General features: G+C 46.1%; 20 protein-coding genes. 14 read left to right on the forward strand and 6 right to left on the reverse strand.

What is annotated here, in order from left to right:
* Window positions 1-13 precede the first annotated feature (13 nt).
* Window positions 14-457 (forward strand): retroviral-like aspartic protease family protein, encoded by a 444-nt coding sequence (locus tag QUA16_RS09775; RefSeq protein ID WP_333103091.1) that lies wholly within the window; start codon window positions 14-16, stop codon window positions 455-457.
* Between the two features lie 319 nt (window positions 458-776).
* Window positions 777-1,826, forward strand: coding sequence for a GNAT family N-acetyltransferase (locus QUA16_RS09780; protein ID WP_333103093.1), 1,050 nt, complete (start codon window positions 777-779; stop codon window positions 1,824-1,826).
* Between the two features lie 333 nt (window positions 1,827-2,159).
* Here the strand turns inward: QUA16_RS09780 and QUA16_RS09785 are convergent, their stop codons facing one another.
* Complete coding sequence (locus QUA16_RS09785) at window positions 2,160-2,744, reverse strand: type II toxin-antitoxin system Phd/YefM family antitoxin (RefSeq protein WP_333103094.1); 585 nt, start codon at window positions 2,742-2,744, stop codon at window positions 2,160-2,162.
* Between the two features lie 88 nt (window positions 2,745-2,832).
* Here QUA16_RS09785 and metH point away from each other — a divergent pair, with 88 nt between their 5' ends.
* Entirely contained in the window at window positions 2,833-6,657 is a 3,825-nt protein-coding gene (gene metH, locus QUA16_RS09790; RefSeq protein WP_333103095.1) for a methionine synthase, read from the forward strand.
* A 251-nt stretch (window positions 6,658-6,908) separates the two neighbouring features.
* Here metH and QUA16_RS09795 read toward each other — a convergent pair whose 3' ends face one another.
* Both QUA16_RS09795 and QUA16_RS09800 read right to left on the reverse strand, forming a co-directional pair.
* On the reverse strand, window positions 6,909-7,532 hold the full coding sequence (locus QUA16_RS09795; protein ID WP_333103096.1) for a hypothetical protein: 624 nt from the start codon (window positions 7,530-7,532) through the stop codon (window positions 6,909-6,911).
* A 269-nt stretch (window positions 7,533-7,801) separates the two neighbouring features.
* Window positions 7,802-8,128: a YbjQ family protein gene (locus tag QUA16_RS09800; RefSeq protein ID WP_172184303.1), complete on the reverse strand. Its 327-nt coding sequence runs from the start codon at window positions 8,126-8,128 to the stop codon at window positions 7,802-7,804.
* A 150-nt stretch (window positions 8,129-8,278) separates the two neighbouring features.
* Here QUA16_RS09800 and QUA16_RS09805 point away from each other — a divergent pair, with 150 nt between their 5' ends.
* From QUA16_RS09805 to QUA16_RS09825, 5 genes are all read left to right on the forward strand, one after another.
* Window positions 8,279-9,379 (forward strand): tetratricopeptide repeat protein, encoded by a 1,101-nt coding sequence (locus QUA16_RS09805; RefSeq protein WP_333103097.1) that lies wholly within the window; start codon window positions 8,279-8,281, stop codon window positions 9,377-9,379.
* Between the two features lie 461 nt (window positions 9,380-9,840).
* Entirely contained in the window at window positions 9,841-11,538 is a 1,698-nt protein-coding gene (gene crtO / locus QUA16_RS09810; RefSeq protein ID WP_333103099.1) for a beta-carotene ketolase CrtO, read from the forward strand.
* Window positions 11,539-11,703: 165 nt separating this feature from the next.
* The gene (locus QUA16_RS09815) at window positions 11,704-11,895 is read left to right on the forward strand and encodes a hypothetical protein (protein ID WP_333103100.1); all 192 of its coding nucleotides are present in this window, start codon (window positions 11,704-11,706) and stop codon (window positions 11,893-11,895) included.
* Window positions 11,883-12,191: a type II toxin-antitoxin system RelE/ParE family toxin gene (locus QUA16_RS09820; RefSeq protein WP_333103102.1), complete on the forward strand. Its 309-nt coding sequence runs from the start codon at window positions 11,883-11,885 to the stop codon at window positions 12,189-12,191. Before QUA16_RS09815 ends, QUA16_RS09820 begins: the two co-directional genes overlap by 13 nt.
* A gap of 73 nt (window positions 12,192-12,264) precedes the next feature.
* Window positions 12,265-13,110, forward strand: a complete 846-nt coding sequence (locus QUA16_RS09825) for a hypothetical protein (protein ID WP_333103104.1) — start codon at window positions 12,265-12,267, stop codon at window positions 13,108-13,110.
* Between the two features lie 40 nt (window positions 13,111-13,150).
* Here the strand turns inward: QUA16_RS09825 and QUA16_RS09830 are convergent, their stop codons facing one another.
* Together QUA16_RS09830 and QUA16_RS09835 are read right to left on the reverse strand one after the other, a co-directional pair.
* Window positions 13,151-13,945, reverse strand: coding sequence for a HEAT repeat domain-containing protein (locus tag QUA16_RS09830; protein ID WP_333103105.1), 795 nt, complete (start codon window positions 13,943-13,945; stop codon window positions 13,151-13,153).
* Between the two features lie 27 nt (window positions 13,946-13,972).
* On the reverse strand, window positions 13,973-14,302 hold the full coding sequence (locus QUA16_RS09835) for a polymorphic toxin type 34 domain-containing protein (RefSeq protein WP_333103129.1): 330 nt from the start codon (window positions 14,300-14,302) through the stop codon (window positions 13,973-13,975).
* 215 nt (window positions 14,303-14,517) lie between these two features.
* Between QUA16_RS09835 and QUA16_RS09840 the strand changes: the two genes are divergently transcribed.
* The 4 genes from QUA16_RS09840 to QUA16_RS09855 all read left to right on the forward strand — a co-directional run bounded on the left by QUA16_RS09840 (window position 14,518) and on the right by QUA16_RS09855 (window position 19,285).
* Entirely contained in the window at window positions 14,518-15,618 is a 1,101-nt protein-coding gene (locus tag QUA16_RS09840) for a saccharopine dehydrogenase NADP-binding domain-containing protein (protein ID WP_333103106.1), read from the forward strand.
* 387 nt (window positions 15,619-16,005) lie between these two features.
* The gene (locus QUA16_RS09845; protein ID WP_333103107.1) at window positions 16,006-16,356 is read left to right on the forward strand and encodes a hypothetical protein; all 351 of its coding nucleotides are present in this window, start codon (window positions 16,006-16,008) and stop codon (window positions 16,354-16,356) included.
* A 521-nt stretch (window positions 16,357-16,877) separates the two neighbouring features.
* Window positions 16,878-17,399: a hypothetical protein gene (locus QUA16_RS09850; protein ID WP_333103108.1), complete on the forward strand. Its 522-nt coding sequence runs from the start codon at window positions 16,878-16,880 to the stop codon at window positions 17,397-17,399.
* Window positions 17,400-17,950: 551 nt separating this feature from the next.
* The gene (locus tag QUA16_RS09855) at window positions 17,951-19,285 is read left to right on the forward strand and encodes a hypothetical protein (protein ID WP_333103130.1); all 1,335 of its coding nucleotides are present in this window, start codon (window positions 17,951-17,953) and stop codon (window positions 19,283-19,285) included.
* Window positions 19,286-19,693: 408 nt separating this feature from the next.
* On the opposite strand, the gene QUA16_RS09860 is transcribed toward QUA16_RS09855, so the two are convergent.
* Window positions 19,694-20,014, reverse strand: a complete 321-nt coding sequence (locus QUA16_RS09860; RefSeq protein WP_333103110.1) for a hypothetical protein — start codon at window positions 20,012-20,014, stop codon at window positions 19,694-19,696.
* 112 nt (window positions 20,015-20,126) lie between these two features.
* Between QUA16_RS09860 and QUA16_RS09865 the strand changes: the two genes are divergently transcribed.
* Together QUA16_RS09865 and QUA16_RS09870 are read left to right on the forward strand one after the other, a co-directional pair.
* On the forward strand, window positions 20,127-21,020 hold the full coding sequence (locus tag QUA16_RS09865; protein WP_333103112.1) for an ion channel: 894 nt from the start codon (window positions 20,127-20,129) through the stop codon (window positions 21,018-21,020).
* Window positions 21,021-21,079: 59 nt separating this feature from the next.
* Window positions 21,080-21,427, forward strand: a complete 348-nt coding sequence (locus QUA16_RS09870; protein WP_333103113.1) for a DUF433 domain-containing protein — start codon at window positions 21,080-21,082, stop codon at window positions 21,425-21,427.
* Window positions 21,428-21,652 lie beyond the last annotated feature (225 nt).

Genomic DNA, 21,652 nt, shown 5'->3' on the forward strand with positions numbered 1-21,652 from the left:
GTAGGAGACAAATATGCAAACTCAAAGCAACAACGTAATGGGAAAAGTTTTCGCCACTCTGACAATCATTAATCGAGCCGACCAAATTCTAGCAGAGGCCGGAGTAAAATCAGAAGATCAAATTCGCTCAATAACTCTCAAAAATGTATTGGTAGATACGGGTGCAACTACCTTGTGTTTGCCACAAGATACGATCGCCCAACTCGGACTGAAACTCCTGAAAGAAGTAGACGTAGCCACTGCAATGGGCATTGGCAAAGCCCGAATTTTCCGAGATGCTACCATATCCATGTTCGATCGGGAAGGCACTTTTGAGTGTTTGGAGTTACCCGGAGGTAAAGATGCTCTTTTGGGAGTCATACCTTTAGAAGCATTGGGGTTAGAAATTGACTTACAAAATCAAATTTTAAAACCGTTACCCATCAGTCCAACAGAAACTTATTTGACGATTTTGTAGCGAGATTTATCCAGGATTTACGCACTCCGATCGCAGAAACCGGGTTTTTGGCGGTTTTTGCGTGCTGTAACCAAGTATTTTCGTAAAAACCCGGTTTCTGGCCAACCCTCCACACGCCAACTAAAGAAACCTGGTTTTTCAGCATATTCAAGGCTGTAACCAAGTATTTTCGTAAAAAACCCGGTTTCTGGACCCCCATCGTAAGTCCCATATATTAACTTTTATTACAAAAACTTTGATTTTGCGTAAAAATACCCCGCGAAATCCCAATACACAATAGAAGGCTTTCACCTTCGATGCAAATTCACCCCCAAAAACTATGACAGCCGCAACTATGCCGATCGCCCCCATCGCCCCTTACAGCCACCGTCTAGCCACCGCAGAAGACGCAAAGGATCTCGCCCCCCTCTGGCAAGCATTCGCCGCAGAACGCGAATCCATCGACCCCTCAATGCTGGTCAAACCTAACTTCGACTTTGAAAAATACGTCACCAACCAACTCGAAAAACCACTTTCTTTCTGCTGGTTATTAGAACATAGCGACAGCATTATCGGCTGTCTATTTATCTACTATTACGACGAAGCCCCGCCCGCCAGTCTCCCCGAATACTTGATTAAGCAACACAACATTGAAAATCCGTTTCAATCCCGCCGCGTCGGTTCCGTTTTGGGGATGTACGTCCAGCCAGAACATCGGAAAGCCGAAGCAATTCAAATGCTAGCAAAAGCAGCGATCGCCCATGCTAAAACCATGAAAGTCAGCGATATAGACTTGCTAATTGCAGCCGATCAACCGGGCATTCAAGCCATGTTGCAGCGGGCTGGATTTACCAAAGTCGCAGTGCAATATACCCGCCATTATGACCTTGCAACTGATGCTGAATTACCGAGTTTGCACCCGCCCCATCCCGAATTGCCCGATGTCGAATTGCCTGCACCGAGAGCAATTCCGCTACGCCATCCCCAAACTAACGAACTCCTCCGCAATTCTCAAGGAGAACCTGTTTTCTTGATGCCCTTAGTTGATGACAAAGGTGAATTACTGAAGTCATCTAGCGGTCAACCTATTTACCCGGAATTGTTGCTCGATCCCGCAACTAATTCTTGGGTTATTGATACGGAAGACAAATTAGTGGCTTATCCGATTTTGCGGGATGAAAATGGACAAATAGTCGAGAATCAAGACATTGTTCAATTTTATCGTCCTGCTTACCAAATTATTGATGGAAAACCTGGTCTAATGCGAGATGAGACTGGTAATTATGTATTTTGTGATGTTGAACTGGACAAACAGGGTAAAATAGTGAAAAGTCCTGATGGCTTTCCCATTTTTAAACAGCCGCAAATCCAGATTAGGACTTACGCATAAATACCAAAGAAACCGGGTTTTTTACCAGTTTTGAAGACTGGGATGCAAGATTTTTCTAAAAAACCCGGTTTCTGCGTCCAGGAATATCATGAATTATATCAAATCCGGTTGCATCGTCCTGGTATGGGCAGGGCGGGTTTATATAATTTGTCGATACTTATTAAATATCTCGGCGAACCCGCCCCTACAAAAATTTATATAATACTAGGACGAATCAAACGGAAATGATATTACGCACTCCGACGAAAGAAACCGGGTTTTTTACCAATTTTTAAGGCTGGAATGCAAGATTTTCGGAAAAAACCAGGTTTCTGCGTCCAAAACTATACTTATTCACATCAGGATCGCCTTTCGTTCAGCTATGACATAATCCGGCACCCAAAATCTATCTACAGACATCAGAATAGCTACAGGCATAAAAATATCAACATCGTCTCCCATCTCTTCCGTGGGCAGCAAGCCAAACAATTCATCATCTTGGTTAACGTAGGCTAAGATATTATCAAAATCCTCTAAAAGTTCGTCCGGGTAAATGCAGTGGATTCCTCCTTCATCTTCATAATATTCTTCTTCGTGAGGCAAGAATTGCGACGGTTTGAGTTCGGCAATCAGATAGCCTAGCTTGTGAAATTCTGCTTCAGGAACGATCGCCGCTACATCTTCCCCGGCTTGCTGTAAGAGAATCCGATCGCCCTTTAACATCACTCGTTTAATTGTGGCGATCGCATTTTGGCAAAATTCCTCAACAGTTAACCGGAAAAACCCCTCGCAGCCGTGAAGCGCAGCTATCCCGCTCTTAATCGCCCGTTTTCCCCCCGCAGCCTCGCCCACAACAGAATTTTGACAATTATCCAGAACGAGCGGTAAAATCACAGGTACGATCGAATTATTGTCAGCAGCATTAAATCCTTCAGTCATTAGTTCCCAAAATTTACACAATTGTTGACAATATTGCACAATAGATAAAATTGTAAATATATAGCACCTGCGTTTTTTTTGACCGCTTATGAATAGCAGATTCCTCGATCGCCTCCACCACCCCTCACGCCCCGTCATCGTCTTCGACGGCGCGATGGGAACCAACCTGCAAGTCCAAAACCTCACCGCAGAAGACTTTGGCGGCAAAGAATACGAGGGCTGCAACGAATATCTCGTCCACACCAAACCCGAAGCCGTCGCCAACGTGCACCGGGGATTCCTGGAAGCAGGGGCCGATGTCATCGAAACAGACACCTTTGGCGGGGCTTCCATCGTACTCGCCGAATATGATTTAGCAGACAAAGCATATTATCTCAACAAAACTGCCGCCGAACTTGCCAAGAGTATCGCCGCCGAATTTTCCACGCCAGAAAAACCTCGATTTGTCGCAGGATCGATCGGGCCAGGCACCAAATTGCCAACATTAGGACACATTGATTTCGACACACTCACCGCCGCTTTTGCCGAACAAGCAGAAGGACTTTATGACGGCGGCGTTGACTTATTTATTGTCGAAACTTGTCAAGATGTGCTGCAAATTAAATCAGCATTAAATGCCATTGAAGAAGTATTTAAGAAAAAAGGTGCGCGAATTCCATTAATGGTATCAGTCACAATGGAAGCCACCGGCACAATGTTAGTCGGTTCCGATATCAGCGCCGCCCTCGCGATTTTGCAGCCGTACCCGATCGACATTTTAGGCCTCAACTGCGCCACCGGGCCCGATCGCATGGCCGAACACGTCAAATACCTTTCCGAACATTCGCCCTTCGTCGTTTCCTGCGTTCCCAACGCCGGTTTACCCGAAAACATCGGCGGCCACGCGCACTACAAACTCACCCCAATAGAATTAAAAATGGCCTTGATGCGCTTTGTCGAAGACTTAGGCGTGCAAGTCATCGGCGGCTGCTGCGGCACCCGCTACGATCACATCCGCGAACTATCAGAAATTGGCAAAACTCTTAAACCCAAAATCCGCGAAATTACTTGGGAACCATCCGCCGCTTCAATTTACACCGCCCAACCCTACGAACAAGAGAATTCCTTCTTAATTGTCGGCGAAAGACTCAACGCCAGCGGTTCCAAAAAATGCCGCGATTTGCTAAACGCCGAAGACTGGGACGGTTTAGTCGCAATGGCCAGGGAACAAGTGCGAGAAGGCGCGCACATTCTCGATGTCAACGTTGATTATGTCGGCCGCGACGGCGTGCGAGACATGAAAGAATTAGTCTCCCGCGTTGTGACTAATGCAACTCTCCCTTTAATGCTGGATTCCACCGAATGGGAAAAGATGGAAGCAGGATTAAAAGTTGCGGGCGGCAAATGTTTGCTGAATTCCACTAACTACGAAGACGGAGAACCGCGTTTTTATCAAGTTTTGGAGTTGGCGAAAAAATACGGCGCGGGCATAGTTATCGGTACAATTGACGAAGACGGGATGGCCAGAACCGCAGACAAAAAATTTGCGATCGCCCAACGCGCCTATAACGCCGCTGTCGCCTACGGAATTCCCCCCCAAGAAATCTTTTTTGACACCCTAGCATTGCCCATTTCCACCGGGATTGAAGAAGACAGAAAAAACGGCAAAGCTACCATCGAATCCATCCGCCGCATCCGCCAAGAATTGCCAGGATGTCACGTAATTTTAGGAGTTTCTAACATTTCCTTCGGCTTGAATCCGGCGGCGCGGCAAGTTTTAAATTCGATGTTTTTGCACGAAGCAATGCAAGCGGGGATGGACTCGGCAATTGTCAGCGCCAATAAGATTTTGCCCCTCGCCAAAATCGACCCCAAACACCAAGAAATCTGCCGTAAACTGATTTACGACGAACGGGAGTTTGACGGCGAAATTTGCGTTTACGACCCCTTGGGCGACCTGACAACGGTGTTTGCGGGCAAAACCACAAAGCGCGATCGTACAGAAGACGCCAGCCTCCCGGTCGAAGAACGTCTCAAGCAGCACATCATCGACGGCGAACGCATTGGGCTCGACATCCAACTCGCCAAAGCATTAGAAACCTATCCGCCCCTCCACATTATCAATACCTTCTTGCTAGACGGCATGAAAGTAGTCGGAGAATTGTTCGGTTCGGGACAAATGCAACTGCCATTTGTATTGCAGTCAGCAGAAACCATGAAAGCGGCAGTTGCCTATTTAGAACCGTACATGGAAAAGTCCGAATCCGGGGACAACGCCAAAGGAACATTCATCATCGCTACTGTCAAAGGCGATGTTCACGATATCGGCAAAAACTTAGTTGATATTATCCTATCAAACAACGGCTACCGAGTGATTAACTTGGGTATTAAACAGTCGGTTGACAATATCATCGAAGCTTACGAAAAGCACAAAGCAGACTGTATTGCGATGAGTGGCTTGCTGGTAAAATCCACCGCATTCATGAAAGAAAATCTGGAAGTATTCAACCAGAAAGGAATCACGGTTCCGGTAATTTTGGGCGGTGCGGCTTTGACTCCCAAGTTTGTACATGAAGACTGCCAAAATACTTATAAAGGTAAAGTCATTTACGGCAAAGATGCGTTTTCCGACTTGCACTTTATGGACAAACTCATGCCAGCCAAATCTGCTGGTAAATGGGAAGATTTGCAAGGATTTTTAGATGAAATAGGGCAGGAGAATGGGGCGGTTAAAGAAGCTAAAGCGGCGCCCGAAACTTCTGTAGAAGAGGCGAAGAAAGCAGACACTCCTGTGGTGATAGATACCAGGCGATCCGAAGCAGTGGCACCAGATATCGATCGCCCGACTCCTCCTTTCTGGGGCACGAAACTGTTGCAGGGAGAAGACATCCCCTTTGAGGAGATTTTCTGGCACTTAGATTTGCAAGCCTTAGTTGCCGGTCAGTGGCAGTTCCGCAAGCCCAAAGACCAATCGCGGGAAGAATACGATGCTTTCTTAGCTGAGACAGTTTATCCGAAATTGGAAGAGTGGAAACACAAAATTATCGCCGAAAAGTTACTGCATCCGCAAGCAATTTACGGGTATTTTCCCTGTCAAGCTGAAGGCAATTCTTTGTATGTGTACGACCCGCAAATTATGAATGGCGGGCAAACAATAATCAGTGGCGGGCAAACAATAATCAGTGGCGGGCAAACAATAATCAGTGGCGGGCAAGATGCCCGCCCCACAACAGAAAGTGGCACAGGCATCTTGCCTGTGACTGGAACAGAAAGTGGCACAGGCATCTTGCCTGTGACTGGAACAGAAAGTGGCACAGGCATCTTGCCTGTGACTGCAACAGAAAGTGGCACAGGCATCTTGCCTGTGACTGCAACAGAAAGTGGCACAGGCATCTTGCCTGTGGCTGGAACAGAAAGTGGCACAGGCATCTTGCCTGTGGCTGCAACATTGACATTTCCCCGCCAAAAATCGGGGCGCAGGCTGTGCATTGCCGACTTTTTCGCGCCCAAAGAATCGGGTAAAATCGATGTATTTCCGATGCAAGTAGCGACAGTGGGAGAAATTGCTACAGAGTACGCGCAAAAGCTATTTGCTAACAATCAATATACCGACTATCTCTACTTTCACGGATTAGCGGTACAGACAGCGGAAGCAATAGCAGAATGGACTCACGCGCGAATTCGCCGGGAATTGGGCTTTGCTAGCGAAGAACCGGACAACATTCGCGATATGCTAGCGCAAAGATATCGCGGTTCGCGGTACAGTTTCGGCTATCCCGCTTGTCCGAATATGGCGGATCAGTACAAGCAACTGGAATTGTTAAAGTGCGATCGTATCAACCTCTACATGGATGAAAGCGAACAACTTTATCCCGAACAATCAACAACCGCAATTATCACCTATCACCCAGCCGCCAAATACTTCACCGCTTAATTTCTAGGGTGCGCTATAAGCACCTTTCTCTCGTTTTTCTCGTTCCTTCTCCTCGTTCCCAGGCTCTGCCTGGGAACAAAGAGCCGGAGGCTCTGCCTCCATTTAAAAACCTGGAGGCAGAGCCTCAAGAAATGCGTTCCCAGGTAGAACCTGGGAACGAGAAAAAAAATAGTTCACGAATTAAAGCAACAAAAAAGCACCTTAACAAAAGTGCTTTCATGAATATGAAATTTCCGTATCGGACGAAACTTTTATGAGTAATTCCGGGGAGTGCGCGCACCGGCAGATGCTCCTACCATCGAAGCAACTAAACCCAATAACGAGCCGAACAAAAACGACCAACCAGCTTTCGCGGCATTACCAGCAATATTGCGAGCATCCTGAGCAGATACGTTAGGTGCTCGGTTCGGCAAATTCACCCCGCCCTGCTGCGCTTGATTAATTGCTTCTCCCGCATTGGCAGCTATGACGCCAAAAGTACCGGCCACGCCATTTGCTAACAGCCAAGAGCCAATTGTTAAGGTCGTTGCCCACAAAATTGCTCCGTTCAAAAGCGCTGTGTTGCGATTCATTGGGCCGCAAGCGCGAGCAGTTACCCAACCGCCAACGGCCAAGCTAATTAACAAACTGATAATTGACCAAATTCCGACGCCGGTACCCACGTCTCCTGAAATACTGCGCGGAGCTCCTGAATTAGCAATGTTGCTCAAGCCGATCGCAGCGCCCAATGCACTTAACACCAGTTGTGTGCCGATCGCAATTACCAAACCTGAAAAAATCGGACCCCAACGTACTCGATCGTGGTATTCCATCACTGAATTTACGACCACGGGTTCGGTACCAACGTTATCTACAGGTCTATTTACGTATGACATAGATTTTTTTTTCCTCTTAGAGTTGCTTTAATTTTTAACAATCTTTCACCTAAGCATTGATTGTGGCTGAGATTGATAGAAACTATATCTGCCTGGGGAAATAACCAGTATCTATGTCTGAAGAAATAAACGAAAAAGTCATCAGCCCTCAGCCAGCCGCTATTAGCTAATGACTGATGACTGATGACTGATGACTGATAACTATTTTATCCCGTTAGAAAACTTCGCGGATGTATACAGGAAATGCGGAGGTATACAGGAAAGACAGCTTAACGCAATCTTACAGCCGTTCCAACGGCAGTAATCAGCAGCAAAGCCCCGCTGGAGTCTACATTAATCGTGCCGGTGTCAACTTCCACCCCGATTACGGCATTGGCGCCGAGGCGCTGGGCCCGTTTTTCCAGTTCCGCGAGGGCATCTCGCTGTCCTTTGAGAAACACTTCCTCGTAACTGCCGGTGCGCCCGCCGATGATGTCGCGAATGCCCGCGAAGAAGTCTCGCAGGGCATTGGTGCCGTAGACCACCTCAGCAGTTACAATTCCCAGGTAAGATTGAATTTCTGCTCCTTGGATGATATCAGTTGTTGTTACAATCATCAGTTGGCCTCAATCGCGAAAATTTTGAGTGTGTCTTGTTCTGTAGATTTACTACATCTAGCCGCTCAAAGATTCCTGGTAAACCCTAAGCTGTCAGCTTAACAAGGTGACAGCCCCTCGCTCTTTCATTCCACACACTCTTTGAAACAAATGGCCGTGTACAAACAAAGTCTCTTGGTATTCAGTACGTTGCTAGTAGCAGGATTGGCTGTCGCAGCGCCGCAGATAGCGCTCTCAGCAGAAACAGTCGTTCAAGTCAACCCTCAAAATGATTCAAATTTAGATGCTCTGCTGCGACAAGGGCGCGAGTTGGTAGATGTAGGAGACTACAGTAAGGCGATCGCCATTTATCAGGAAGCGGCGCGTTTAGATACGGAAAACCCCCGCATTTTTTCGGGTATTGGCTATTTAGAAGCGCGTCAGGGCAATTATCAAGCCTCAGTAGAATTTTACCAACAAGCGATCGGTCTCGAACCTAAGAATGCTGACTTCCAATACGCATTAGGATATGCTATGGCGAATTTGCAAAACTATCCCGCAGCAGCCACAGCTTACCGCCGCGCCGCTGCGCTCGATCGCAAAAATGTCAATGCCCGGATCGGTCTCGGAGTGGTACTCTTTCAGCAAAAAGATTACAGCGGTGCTTTTAAAGCATACCAAGAGGCGATCGCCCTCGATCCGAAAAATTGGCAAGCTTATTCTTCAATGGGTTTAGTATTGATCCAGCAGGGAAATTTTGCCAGTGCTGTCACCGTGCTCCAACAAGCAGCCGAACTCGCTCCCAAACAAGCAGGTGTCCAGTTAAAATTAGGCACTGCTTTGCTGCGTGCCGGCTATACTTCCGAAGGGCTAGCAGCTTTTGAAGAAGCTGCCAAATTGGAGCCCCGGAATCCAGAAGTGCAGCTAGAAATTGGCGAACTTCTCAAGGGTCAACACGACTTAGACGGAGCGCTGGTAGCTTATCAGCGGGCTATTGCGGTGCGACCCAATTTAGTGGAAGCACACGCAGGAATAGGGGAAATTCAACTGGAAAAACAAGATTTTTTAGGAGCGATTACCACTTTTGGGCGAGTGATTAAGCTCGATCCAAACCGGGCAGAAGCTTATTACAATATGGGTACGGCACTCAAAGCACGCGATCGCAAATCCGAAGCAATTGAAGCTTTTCAACAAGCCCTCGACACTTACCGCCAGCAAGGCAACAATGATGGTGCAAAAAAAGCTGAGGCGGCATTGCGGGAACTGAAGTAATATTTCTCAATGTACTAATTGGTAATTGGTAATTGGTAATTAGTTTTGAGTTTTGAGTAAGTAATTTTTGTTAGGCTTAACCCTTCCAATCCCAGGGTAGCCAGGAAGGAAACAATCTCAAAACTTTTTTTATTTCCTCTTACCTCTTGCCTCTTGCCTCTTCCTTCATTTAAAAAACTCGGCTCGATATGGCAGATATTGCTGATGCTTAAGTTTTGTGTTAATCGCAGAGAAACGCGACTAAATGGGGTATGATACTGGGGCCAGTTTTGACTCCGGCGATCGCTCTTAAAATCAGAGAGAAAATCAGGGCGATCGCAGTTAAAAATTTGCTACACGCTATCTCTTTTGTAAGATGCTCAAACTACTCTCTTAAGATGAATCTATTTCTATTGGTAGAGCCTGCCAACTTGTTAAGATTTGTAAAATGAGCAAACTATCCTATCCCCAGAGCTTCATCTATGCAAACGTATGACGTAATTATCATAGGCGCAGGTCACAACGGACTCGTCTGTGCCTCTTATCTGCTGAAAGCTGGATATACCGTCCTGTTGTTAGAAAAACGTTCGGTTCCCGGAGGCGCGGCAACTACTGAAGCTGCGATTCCCGAATTGCCGGATTTTAAATTCAATTTGTGCGCGATCGACCACGAATTTATCCATTTAGGGCCAGTTGTAGAAGAATTAGAGCTGGAAAAATACGGTTTAGAATATCTTTTCTGCGATCCAGTGGCCTTTTGTCCGCATCCCGATGGCAAATATTTCTTAGCGCACAAATCCGTAGAAAAAACTTGTGCTGAAATTGCCCGCTACAACGAGCGCGATGCTAAAAAATATGCCGAATATACAGACTTTTGGCAGCGAGCTTTAGGGGCAATGGTTCCGATGTTTAATGCGCCACCAAAATCCATCATAGATATTTTGGGCAACTACGATATTTCAAAGATAAAAGATTTATTGTCAGTCATTGGTTCCCCCGACAAAACGCTGGACTTTATTCGCACGATGCTCACCAGCGCGGAAGACCTTCTCAACGAGTGGTTTGACGAGGAATTTATCAAAGCACCCCTAGCAAGATTAGCCGCAGAACTCGGCGCGCCTCCTTCGCAAAAAACCCTGGCGGTAGGCGCAATTATGCTAGCGATGAGGCACAATCCCGGCATGGCAAGACCGCGCGGCGGGACGGGTGCATTAGTGCAAGCGCTGCTCAATTTAGTGAAAAGCTATTCCGGTGTGGTACTTACCGACCAGCACGTCGAAAAAATATTAGTTGATGACGGTCGCGCTGTGGGAGTTCGAGTTGCCAACGGCACGGAATACCGCGCTACAAAAGGTGTCATTTCTAATATTGATGCTAAGCGCTTGTTTCTGCACTTAATGGACTCCAGCGATGTTGACAGTGCTGACCCGGATTTGCGGGAAAGATTGGAGCGCAAAATTGTTAACAACAACGAGACTATTCTCAAAATAGACTTAGCTCTCAATGAAATGCCCAAGTTCGATCGCTGGAACCATCGAGACGAGTATTTAATGGGTTCGGTTTTAATTGCCGACTCCGTGAGACACGTTGAAATTTCTCACAGCGAGCCTTCAATCGGCAGAATTCCTGACTCCGATCCGTCGATGTATGTGGTGTTTCCGACGGTACGAGACCCGTCAATGGCTCCTCCCGGACACCATACAGCTTGGATTGAATTTTTTGCTCCTTACATGATCGAAAATGCTGAAGGAACCGGCCAGCACGGTACGGGTTGGACGGATGAGCTGAAAAACAAAGTTGCCGATCGCTGCATTGATAAATTAGCAGAATACGCACCGAATATCAAGAATTCCATTATCGGCCGTCGCGTCGAAAGTCCGGCAGAATTGGGAGAGCGTTTGGGCGCTTTGAAGGGGAATTATTACCACGTTGATATGACGCTGGATCAGATGATATTTTTCCGTCCTTTGCCGGAGTTGGCGAATTACAAAACGCCGATCGACGGTTTGTTCCTGACGGGGGCGGGAACGCATCCGGGCGGCTCGATTTCGGGGATGCCGGGACGCAATACTGCTCGCGTTTTCATGCACTCGCAGCAGCCTTTCGCGCAGACTTTCGCAGATGCAGCTAATACTCTGAAAGCGAAGGGTAAGTCGATATTTCGGAGTAATGAGAAGTAAGATTTTTAGCAACCGCAGATGAGGGCAGATCGACGCAGATGAATTACATCTGCGTTTGTTTGTGGAGTCTGCGGTTTTTGCTTTTGGCTTGACTTTGGCGATCGCCCAACTCCAATCTCTGCTTGTGCTATATTCTGTAGATGATTCAATAGGAGAACGCCTGTTATGACAAATACCACAGTAAAACATAAAGTCCTAAAGGCGATCGAAGAAATGCCCCAAGACGTTACTTTTTCAGACGTGATGGAGCGCCTTTACTTCCTCTACAAGATTGACAGAGGCTTGAAGCAAGTCGAGGCTGGTGATACTATGTCCCACGAACAAGCTAAAAAGCAGATCAAAACGTGGCACAAATAAGGTGGACTTCTCAGGCCCTAGCCGATATTGAAGCGATCGGCGATTTTATTGCGCGAGATGCGCCCAGTTTCGCTGAGGTATTTGTGGCTCGGATATTTGGGGCTGTAGAGCGTTTAGGAGCTTTTCCGCGATCGGGGCGTGCAGTGCCCGAGATCGGTGAAGAAAATCTTAGGGAGATTATCTTTGGCAGTTACCGCATTGTATATTTGTTAAACAGCGATGAGGTAAGCATTTTAACGGTTTTCCATTCAGCGAGGCAACTCAGACCTTCTGACTTGACCGACTCTGGTGAATAGAAGCGATCGGCATCTAAACTAGCGTCTCGATATCTTCTTAGGAAATTTATAAAATCTCAAAATTTAAGCGGTCATGTCAATCCTTCTGGCTAGAGAATATCTAAAAGCAGGGCAACTAGAAACAGCCATGCAGGTTGCCGAAATGATAACCGAGAAAGAAGGCAAAGATTTGCTTTTGGCTGATATCGCTTATAAATATGCTGAAGCAGGAAAATCCGATCGCGCGCTTCAAATAGTTGAAAAAATAGATAACGATCGTAAAAACAGCGTGTTGATTAAAGTTGTAAAAAATTATGCGGCAGCCGGGGAAGTTGAACTTGCCAAGCAAATTGCAGGAATGATAAAAGACCCAGATGATGAGGATGATGATGATTGGAAATTGGAGGCAATGAGGGATATAGCTTACGGTTATGCTAAAGCGGGGCAATTTGACAAAGCAATTGAATTTGCTGAAAGCTTAGAGAACGAATATCACAAAGAAGATGCGTTGTGGGCAATTGCCTACTGCTACGCTGAAATCGGACAATTTGAGTTAATTATTAAAATCGCTCCGCCTTTTATGGAGTCAGGTGGCGATCCGTTAGGGGCGATCGCAGAATTGATGGTAAAACAAGAATTAGAAGTCGATCGAATTATAGAAATTACTAAAACCTTAGAAAACGAATCTGACCAAAAAGCGATGTTAAGGTCTATTGTTTATCAATATGCAAATACCGAAAACAATTCGGACAAACTTATCAAATTTGCTCGATGGGTAACAGACGAATCGGTCAAATATGCAGCATTGAAGCATTTAGCTAAAAGCTTTATTCAAGCGAAAGAATACGAGCGAGTGCTTCAGATTGCTAAAAGCATAGGGCTAGAGCAAGTCAGAGTTACTTCTTGGAGGTTGATTATTCCTCCAGATTCGTCAAGCTAGTACGGGTAACTAAATTAAAAACAGATTCTCTTTGTCGATCTTATTGCGTCAGTATTGCTTCTGCTTGATGTCGCATCAAAGGAAAACGAAGGGCGATCGCACTTAACACCCTTTCTAAATCGGGAGCATCTTTTGCAAGATTTGGCTGCGGTTCGCGTTCCGTCAAATCTGTTAAAATAGTCAAAATGTGCTGAGCAAAATCTTCATCAGCCTTATCCAACAAATCCACTAGCTTCGCCATATCTTCTTTCGCACCCAACCAGTACCTTGCACCCATTAACTCAGCTTTTACTGATAAAGGGAATTCCGAGTTTAGATAGTTTTCAAGTTTTGGCAATAGCTGGGGCGTACCTAAAAGCCCGATCGAGTTAGCAGCATAACATCTCACAGCTTCATCCTCATTAGGATCGAGCAGTGAAAGCTCCAGAGTTTCTATAGCTGATGCTTCTTCTAAATATCCAAGAGTTTCTGCTGCTGATGCGCGAACCAGTGCTGAAGGGTCATTTCTGAGAATATATTCTATAGGTACAACCGCAGGAGTATAATCAAGTTCTCCAAGGGCCTCCACGGCTTCAGACCTAACCAGTTCTTCTTCATCGTCCAGCAAGTTCATTAATGCAGGCCCCACCGTCTCTATTTCCTCACTTCCCAGATAACCCAATGCTTCTGCGGCGGTGAATCGAATAGCTGCATCTGGTGATTTCAGTAACCTTACTATTTTCGGTACAGCCTCATAAACTTCTGCATCAACTAAATCGAGAATTGCCCCAGCTTGTTTAGTCGGTTCATCTGAATCGCAACGATCCAGAAGCAGTTGAATACTTTGCTTGTTCATGATTCTTACCTGCTGTTATTTAATTTTTTATCTGTGACGACTGCGACGCTTTCTTTTAGCTTTTTGAGTTGCTTTTATTTTCTGAATTTTAACATTGTCATTATTGCGCTCAGCATTCTCCATAAGTATTTTCAGTGCTTCACCCATTGAGGTGGCTGACCCATCTTGCATAAGTTGCTGAGCTTCTTTTAAAATGCCGGTGTCGGCGACGTTGCCTTCGGAAGTCATGTTACTTTTCTTCCATAATGTTCTTCCATAATGTATGTTAAATTTATGTAAAGAAGGTTCCAAAAAATGCTGATTGGTGATATAGACCTGCTCAAGCTTAACACAATCAACTAACTTCCACTGTAGCACAACAGGCAAGTTCCTACTCTTTGAAAACTGACTCCGCTAACCTTGTTGAACCATCCACATCAGAAATCCCTGGATTTGTTCGGCTGGCGGCAGGGGATAATCGCTGAGGTCGATCGCCACATTCTCCTCAGCTCTAATAAATTCATACTTTATGTGGATGAAAAGACCGGCCCCAAGTTGAGAGACTGAAAGATGGCGTTACCCTTTTTTTAACGATGGCAAACCGAGTGTTGATTGTCGGTGGGCGGGGACGAATTGGCAGCAGCGTTGCCCAAGACCTTGTTACCCATACCGACGCAGAAATTACTGTTACTGGGCGCAACTCTGAAGCCTCTATTGGGTACGGATTGCCTCCGGATCGGGTGCAGTACCAAACTTTTGATTTAGCGGACAGTGCAGCCCTGCAAAAAGCAGTTTCACAGTCTAATCTTGTCGTTCACTGTGCGGGGCCTTTTCACTACCGAGACGCTGGCGTGCTGAAAACTTGCATCGAAGCAGGTGTTAATTATACTGATGTCAGTGACAGCCGCAGTTTTACTCGCAGGGCTTTAGAATTGCGCGAAGCCGCTAAAAATGCTGGGGTTACTGCTATTATTAATACGGGCATTTTCCCCGGCGTGTCTAACAGCATGGTGCGCCGAGATGTGGAACAATTAGATGAAGCAGAACACATCCATTTGAGTTATGTAGTCGGAGGTTCTGGCGGTGCTGGTGTTACCGTCATGAGAACCACTTTTTTAGGTTTGCAAACGCCTTTTGAGGTTTGGGAAGACGGCAAGTGGCAGCAAGTAAAACCCTACAGCGATCGCGAAACAATAGAATTTCCCGCACCCTATGGTCAAACAGGGGTTTACTGGTTTGATATGCCAGAAGCAATCACTTTGCCCGAAACTTTCCCCGTCAAATCTGTTGTGACTAAATTCGGTACATCTCCCGACCTTTACAATCACCTTACCTGGTTTGTTGCTAAGTATTGGCCGGCTAGCTGGCTCAAAAATAACTCCGTGATTGAATTTCTCTCCTACGTCAGTTATGGGATGACCAGTGTTACTAATAGTTTTAGTGGGGTTGGTGTGGCAGTGCGATCGCAAGTGACCGGTCTCAAAAACGGTCAACCCGCTAAAGTTTGCTCGACAGCGATACACCCCAGTGCTGCAGTCGCTACGGGCATTGGTACTGGCAGCATAGCTCAATTAATGTTAGAAGGAAAGCTGGATAAACCGGGAGTTTGGTCGGTCGAACAAGCTCTTTCTACTGAGCTATTTGAAGGAGCTATGCAGAACAGAAACCTAGACATAGAGCAGGTTGTTTTGTAGTTCATTAGGTTATTTATAGCAATTTAAAATGTTGGAAAATGGGATGTTTTCCCGCTCGGCGAAGACGCGAAACACGCGCGAAAAAAGAAGAGTCAGGGGCTTCGTAATTGATGGGAAAACCCCTAGATAGGGTTCTTCGCAAGAATTGCGATCGCCCCTGATAGGAGAGGAGTTCCGCTTGTCTAACTAATCTATCTTTTGGTAGAAGTAATAGTAACAAGCAGGCGCTTAAGATATGGGATGTCACGGGAAACATCCCTTTTGGCTCGCTCTAGATGCGGTAGCTGCGACAAAGATTGCGCTTGAACCAAAATTGTAAATGTGCGATCGCAGTGAAGGGGCGACAAACACCATAATTTTTGCGGAAAAATACGAGGAGAAGTTGATATGAAGCGGGTTTTAAAAGCTCTCGGACAAACATTGAGCCAAAGCATTTTGCTGGTATGTACGCTGGCTTTCATTGGTCTGCTAAGTCTAGCGGTAGTACCCAGTCAGGCTGCTTACGCAGGTCAAGACAGAACTCAGGCGCCGCCAGAAGCTAAAATTACTGACCCCGCAGAAAGTTTCGAGGATCTCAATCCCCAAGCAGCTTACGAAGAAATAGTCAAAACCTCTCAAAATCCTGCCAAGGTCGAGAAAGCTTACGACGAAAGCTTAAAGGAGTACAAGGGAGAACACCCGCAAGAAGGCATAGTTCAAAAAGCTGAAGATTTGATCGAAAAGGTCACAGGAAACTAATAAATCAACAGATTGATATAGCCTTTCTCAGTAACATGAGGTGCTCATAGGCCTCCGTGGCCTCCGTGGCCTCCGTGGGCATAGCAGTCGCCCCCATAGCTCACAACGCTTGAGAACCGCTATATGTAACTCAAGTGGCTGGTAAATCCACGGCTTTCGTGAGTACACTATTTAGGATCGCGAATTAAATAATTTACACTCTTGAAAGTGGGTTGGGCGTCCCGCCCGCCCTTTCTGGACGGGCGGGACGCCCATCCCACAAGAACCATCAAAATTCTAAGTTATTTAATTCTCATTCCTTAGCAGATATCAGAACTCACTTGAACATAATTATCTAGGGTGCGCCTCGGCGCCCCTTATTGCTTGAGAGTAGCGTGTAAAACTCGTTTTTGAGTCGAGAAGTATTTTCTCATTTCCCTCATTCTTAAGCTAGCAGGTTCATCCTCAAGGCAGATGAATAGATATGAATTTAAAAGGTAAATTTAATAATAGTTACAGTTAAATAAAAGGAAAAAAATATCATGAGCGATGACAAAAAAACGGTACATGAACCTGATGCTAATCTAGATCCGATTTCCGGGGAAAAAGGGGCTCATCCAGTCGCAACGGGTATTGGTGCGGCGAGTGCCGGTGCTGCTGGTGCTGCGATCGGCGGTGCCATCGGCGGGCCTGTAGGAGCAGTTGTGGGCGCTGTTGTGGGTTCGTTTAGCGGCGGTTTGGTGGGCAAAGGTGTGGGCGAGGCGATCGACCCGACGGTAGAAGATGCTTACTGGCAAAGCAACTACAGTTCCCGTCCTTACGCCGACACTAGCGCGACTTACGAAGACTATCAGCCTGCATACCGCACTGGTTATGAGGGATACACTCGCTATGGCGCTACTGGTAAGAAATACCACGAGATCGAACCGGATTTGCAGCGCGACTACGAAACAAATCGCGGTAAGTCTAAAGTGAGTTGGGAAAAAGCTAAGCACGCCACGCGCGACGCTTGGGATCGGGTGGAACGCGCTGTCCCTGGTGACATGGACAAAGACGGCCGCTAAGGGCTTACGCCAAGTATTTTTCAGTCTTGGACGCACACAAACTAAAGCGTTGCGGTTATTTTTAGCCGGGTACCGGAATGCAGGGAAGTGTTTTGATAAAAAAACCCGGTTGCTGCGTCTTGGACTGTTGTTGATAAGTTGCACAGTTTTCAACGCGAGATTAGCGAAGTTTTTGGGGATTTTCAGCCCCTCTCTACATCGGAGAGGGTATTTTTATGCTCCCTTAAAATCGCATTTTTCCGCACGATTTTTATTTCACACGACTGTTCGCTGTGAGATCACTAAGCCAGATGTATAGGCAAAGCTTTGCGGGACGATCGCACTCCTAAAAAATGCTTTTTACAAAATCGGGAGGCTTCCGTTTGAGATTAACATTTTTTTTTGACTATTGGGCTTAAAATTAAACTAATTCAGGACTGAGGCATCGATCGCATATTTTTGTCATTGTTCGCGATGCGCTTTCTTCAATCGCAGCGGGATCGTAAAGCGTCGGTGGCTTCAAGTCCGATAATTGTTAATCTAAATCCTCTCATTCAAAATTGGTATTACTTGTGGATGAAATGTTGGAAAGAGCTTGGACACTCAAGCAAAATTTAATTGACTTTGTGCTGGATGCTGAGGGAGAGTTGGCGGTAGCTTTGGAAGCTTATGCTGCTGCTCGCTCGGCCGGCGAGCGCTACGATATTGCTCAGCAAAATCAAGTGATTGACAGTTTTACAGTCGAAGGTAAAGTCGGAGACAAAACGCCGATCGACCTATTTGTCGAAAGTCAGCCGGATTTAACCGAGAGCGATCGTAGCTTGCTCGAAAGTTGGGAGCACAGAAGCTTCGCTGGCTTATTTGAAATCACTCAACTTTTCCCCGACAGGTTTGAACTGATGAACTGGCTGACGGCAAAGCACTACGTTGTCAAGCCCAACAGTCCTAATTTTCTTGCAGAAATGTCTCGCTTTAAGTTAGGAGAAATCTTGCGGGCTCGGATTTCTCCCCTCACCGATGACTGGTGGATACTTTCGAGCTCTCCCATCCTGATGGGGAAATTGGGTAAGCCGAAGTTGGCGGTGGCGATCGGCAATTTCAAGCAAAATCAGAAAAATAACCTGTACAGCGATGCGCCGGAATTGTTAGAGCAAGCTTGGCAGTCGGTAGAACACTACCACGAAGATTTTACCGAATTTTTTGGCAGTGAGGAATTGACGCTATCGGGATATCACCTGAATAAACAGTTGGCTGAATTTCAGGAATTTATCACTAAAAAACGCCTAGCTGATATGGGCGTTGATGGAAGTAAATCTCTGGCGGATATCGTTGAAGATGCCGGAGTCGATCGAGAAGAAGTCAAAGCAGCAGCCATCGCGGCTGCCGGTGCTGATGCTAAAGCAGTTGAGGTAATGCTCGACAGCAATGCTAGTTCAAAAATGGTAATGCCCAAAGTCGAATTGCCCGATCGCTTCAAAAAAGCCGAACAGGTGACAGCACTTTCTCATCCTCGCTGGGGACAAACCTTTTTGTCTACTTATGCTCAATTTACTGCACTGCTAGCAGCCGAAGACTTTTCAACCGTTCCCGGTTACGAAAAGCTGGTTCGCAACTATCTAGAAGATCCTGCAATTAATGTCTGGATTTGGCAACGGTTAGCTCAAGTTAATCCAGCGAAATTAGAACAAATTTTGCAAACTGTATTGCAGCGGACTAATTTTCAGCTCGATCGCGATTTAGATGCCCTGCTGCAAGAGTTTAAAAAACCCTTAGAACCCGAACTCCCGGAAATTGCCAGCGTTCCCGTGCACCTGCACAACTTATTTCAGGAAGCTTTAGGCGAAGTTAATAAGTCAAAGTCCAAACCGCAGGAGAAAAAGAAAAGCTCTAAAGGCTTTAAATCCTAACCAGTTAAGTTCGTGGCATAAGCTGTCACGCATTTAAATTGCATATTCAGGGCGGGCGAGACGCCCACCCCACAAGAATTAGATTGTTTTTTGACATTCTATTTAAATGCACAACAGCTTACTGCTATGCCCTAATGCGCCGGCTTCTTCGCCAACGGATACTCGTTGAGATGGCCGCAGCCCACGGACAGCAGAAACAGAGTGGCAATTTCAAGTACGAGTGCGATCGACCCTAGCCATTTTGGGCGCGTTAGTCTGCATCCCTCGGATAATAAACCATTAAACAAGCTCACAGCTAGCTGTGAGCTTATTGCCCGGTAATATAACTCAAATAGCTTTGCAGTCAGGACTTTAGTTTTTCTTCACCGCGATCGAAAGAACTGAAGTCCTCACTACAAACACCTTTTGTTAATCTTCAACTTGTCGGACAGCCATGCGTTGCAGCGGCAGGCTGAGTATGCTAGAAGCAGTCAACAAGTAAGAAAGAACCGTAGTCAGCTTCAAACTGAGCAATAACCAGCTATCCTCTGGTAGGTGAAGTTTCAACCCGAAAACAGAGATGCAGTAAACTATCCAGTAAGTAAAGCTCATCTTGATGAGGATTTCTTCGCTCAAAGTGCGAGCGTCCGTTGGCTGCGAGTTGCGATTATCACCCAGCAGGACTAGACCCGCAATAGAAGCCACAAAAGAAACCATAACGAGATAGTCATGCCAGTTAAGCTCAACCATTTCTAAACTCCGCTTTTATCCGAATTATTGGAATCAGACATCAGTCTAAAGGATAAGTTTTCCCGGTCAAAGCAATAGTTACAAATTGAAACAGCCGCAGTTACAAATCGCAATGAAAATCAACCGCAACCACCAGCCACAGACTCGTTTAGTCAGTCGCAAAGGACAATTGCCCTTAAATATTGTCAAGTTGGGAGTACCTCGCCTGCATTTTGCCGACCTCTACCACAGGCTGCTAACTCTTTCTTGGCCGCGATTTTTCATGCTCATTTGTCTCTCCTATATAGTCACAAATTCTTTATTTGCCTTAGCTTACTTGGCGGGAGGAGATTGCATTGCTAACGCGCGGCCGGGTTCTTTCCAAGATGCCTTTTATTTCAGCGTGCAAACAATGGCGACGATCGGCTACGGCGCTATGTATCCGCGCACGGATTACGCTAATACTATAGTCGCGATCCAAGCGCTTTTTGGTTTGTGGGGAGTGGCGATGGTAACGGGACTGGCTTTTTCGAGATTTTCCAGACCAACAGCTAGAGTTATCTTCAGCCGCGTAGCTGTGATCGCTCCTTTCAACGGCGTTCCGACTCTGATGTACCGCACTGCAAATCAGCGTTTTAACCAAATTTTAGAAGCGCAGCAGCGAGCAACTTTGATCCGCGACGAGGTAACATCGGAAGGAGAATTTATGCGGCGTTTTTACGATTTGCAATTAGTGCGGAGTCACTCTCCAGTTTTTGCATTAACTTGGACGGTTATGCACGCAATTGAGGAGAGCAGTCCTTTGTACCAACTTACTGCTCAAGACTTGATGGAACAGCAAGCGGAAATTGTAATTACGTTAACAGGAATTGACGAAACTGTTTCGCAAACTATTCATGCGCGACATTCTTTTGTGGCGTCTGAAATTATGTGGAATATGCGGTTTGTAGATATTCTTTTGAAATCGGCGACGGGAGGGCGGGTGGTTGATTATACTCGGTTTCACGATGTGAAGCCTGTGGAATGAAAGTTTTGATTTAGCCACCAGTGCTAGAATACCTGTAGGGCAAAAAAAACTTAATATTTATGAACTCAATAACTGCAAATACGACACTGAAAGAATTGCAACCGCAACTCTTAGCTTTAACTCCCGAAGAGAAGGCTCAAGCTATAGAATTACTAGCCCAAAGTTTAAGAAAATTTTGGTCGGGAATTCAAAAGACTCCCGGCGTGTGCGGCGGCGATGCTTGCATCAGACAAACGCGAATTCCTGTTTGGGTGCTGGTGAATGCTCGCCGTTTAGGTATTTCTGAGGCTGAACTCCTAGAAGACTATCCGACTCTGCGTGCCGCTGATTTGGCGAATGCTTGGGCTTATGCTGAGGCATATTCTGATGAGATTGAAACAGCAATTAGAGAACAGGAAGAGGCATAAACAGTGGCAGATATTTATACCGCGATCGCACAAAGCATTAAAAGTGAGATATTTTACCATTTTAAATCAGGCTTTTATGAACGGGCAAGATGCCCGTTCCACAAAGAATGAATTTCTTGTGGAACGGGCATCTTGCCCGTTCTGGAAAAAAGAATGAATTTCTTGTGGAACGGGCATCTTGCCCGTTCTGGAAAAAAGAATGAATTTCTTGTGGAACGGGCATCT

Origin of the sequence: Microcoleus sp. S13_C3, from assembly GCF_036700905.1 — a bacterium.
Lineage (GTDB): Bacteria > Cyanobacteriota > Cyanobacteriia > Cyanobacteriales > Microcoleaceae > Microcoleus.

Bases quoted from the DNA above. Each gene is read 5' to 3' on its own strand.
- QUA16_RS09775 (WP_333103091.1), top strand. From the start codon at position 14: ATGCAAACTCAAAGCAACAACGTAATGGGAAAAGTTTTCGCCACTCTG.
- QUA16_RS09780 (WP_333103093.1), top strand. From the start codon at position 777: ATGACAGCCGCAACTATGCCGATCGCCCCCATCGCCCCTTACAGCCAC.
- QUA16_RS09785 (WP_333103094.1), bottom strand. From the start codon at position 2,744: ATGACTGAAGGATTTAATGCTGCTGACAATAATTCGATCGTACCTGTG.
- metH (WP_333103095.1), top strand. From the start codon at position 2,833: ATGAATAGCAGATTCCTCGATCGCCTCCACCACCCCTCACGCCCCGTC.
- QUA16_RS09795 (WP_333103096.1), bottom strand. From the start codon at position 7,532: ATGTCATACGTAAATAGACCTGTAGATAACGTTGGTACCGAACCCGTG.
- QUA16_RS09800 (WP_172184303.1), bottom strand. From the start codon at position 8,128: ATGATTGTAACAACAACTGATATCATCCAAGGAGCAGAAATTCAATCT.
- QUA16_RS09805 (WP_333103097.1), top strand. From the start codon at position 8,279: ATGGCCGTGTACAAACAAAGTCTCTTGGTATTCAGTACGTTGCTAGTA.
- crtO (WP_333103099.1), top strand. From the start codon at position 9,841: ATGCAAACGTATGACGTAATTATCATAGGCGCAGGTCACAACGGACTC.
- QUA16_RS09815 (WP_333103100.1), top strand. From the start codon at position 11,704: ATGACAAATACCACAGTAAAACATAAAGTCCTAAAGGCGATCGAAGAA.
- QUA16_RS09825 (WP_333103104.1), top strand. From the start codon at position 12,265: ATGTCAATCCTTCTGGCTAGAGAATATCTAAAAGCAGGGCAACTAGAA.
- QUA16_RS09830 (WP_333103105.1), bottom strand. From the start codon at position 13,945: ATGAACAAGCAAAGTATTCAACTGCTTCTGGATCGTTGCGATTCAGAT.
- QUA16_RS09840 (WP_333103106.1), top strand. From the start codon at position 14,518: ATGGCAAACCGAGTGTTGATTGTCGGTGGGCGGGGACGAATTGGCAGC.
- QUA16_RS09845 (WP_333103107.1), top strand. From the start codon at position 16,006: ATGAAGCGGGTTTTAAAAGCTCTCGGACAAACATTGAGCCAAAGCATT.
- QUA16_RS09850 (WP_333103108.1), top strand. From the start codon at position 16,878: ATGAGCGATGACAAAAAAACGGTACATGAACCTGATGCTAATCTAGAT.
- QUA16_RS09860 (WP_333103110.1), bottom strand. From the start codon at position 20,014: ATGGTTGAGCTTAACTGGCATGACTATCTCGTTATGGTTTCTTTTGTG.
- QUA16_RS09865 (WP_333103112.1), top strand. From the start codon at position 20,127: ATGAAAATCAACCGCAACCACCAGCCACAGACTCGTTTAGTCAGTCGC.
- QUA16_RS09870 (WP_333103113.1), top strand. From the start codon at position 21,080: ATGAACTCAATAACTGCAAATACGACACTGAAAGAATTGCAACCGCAA.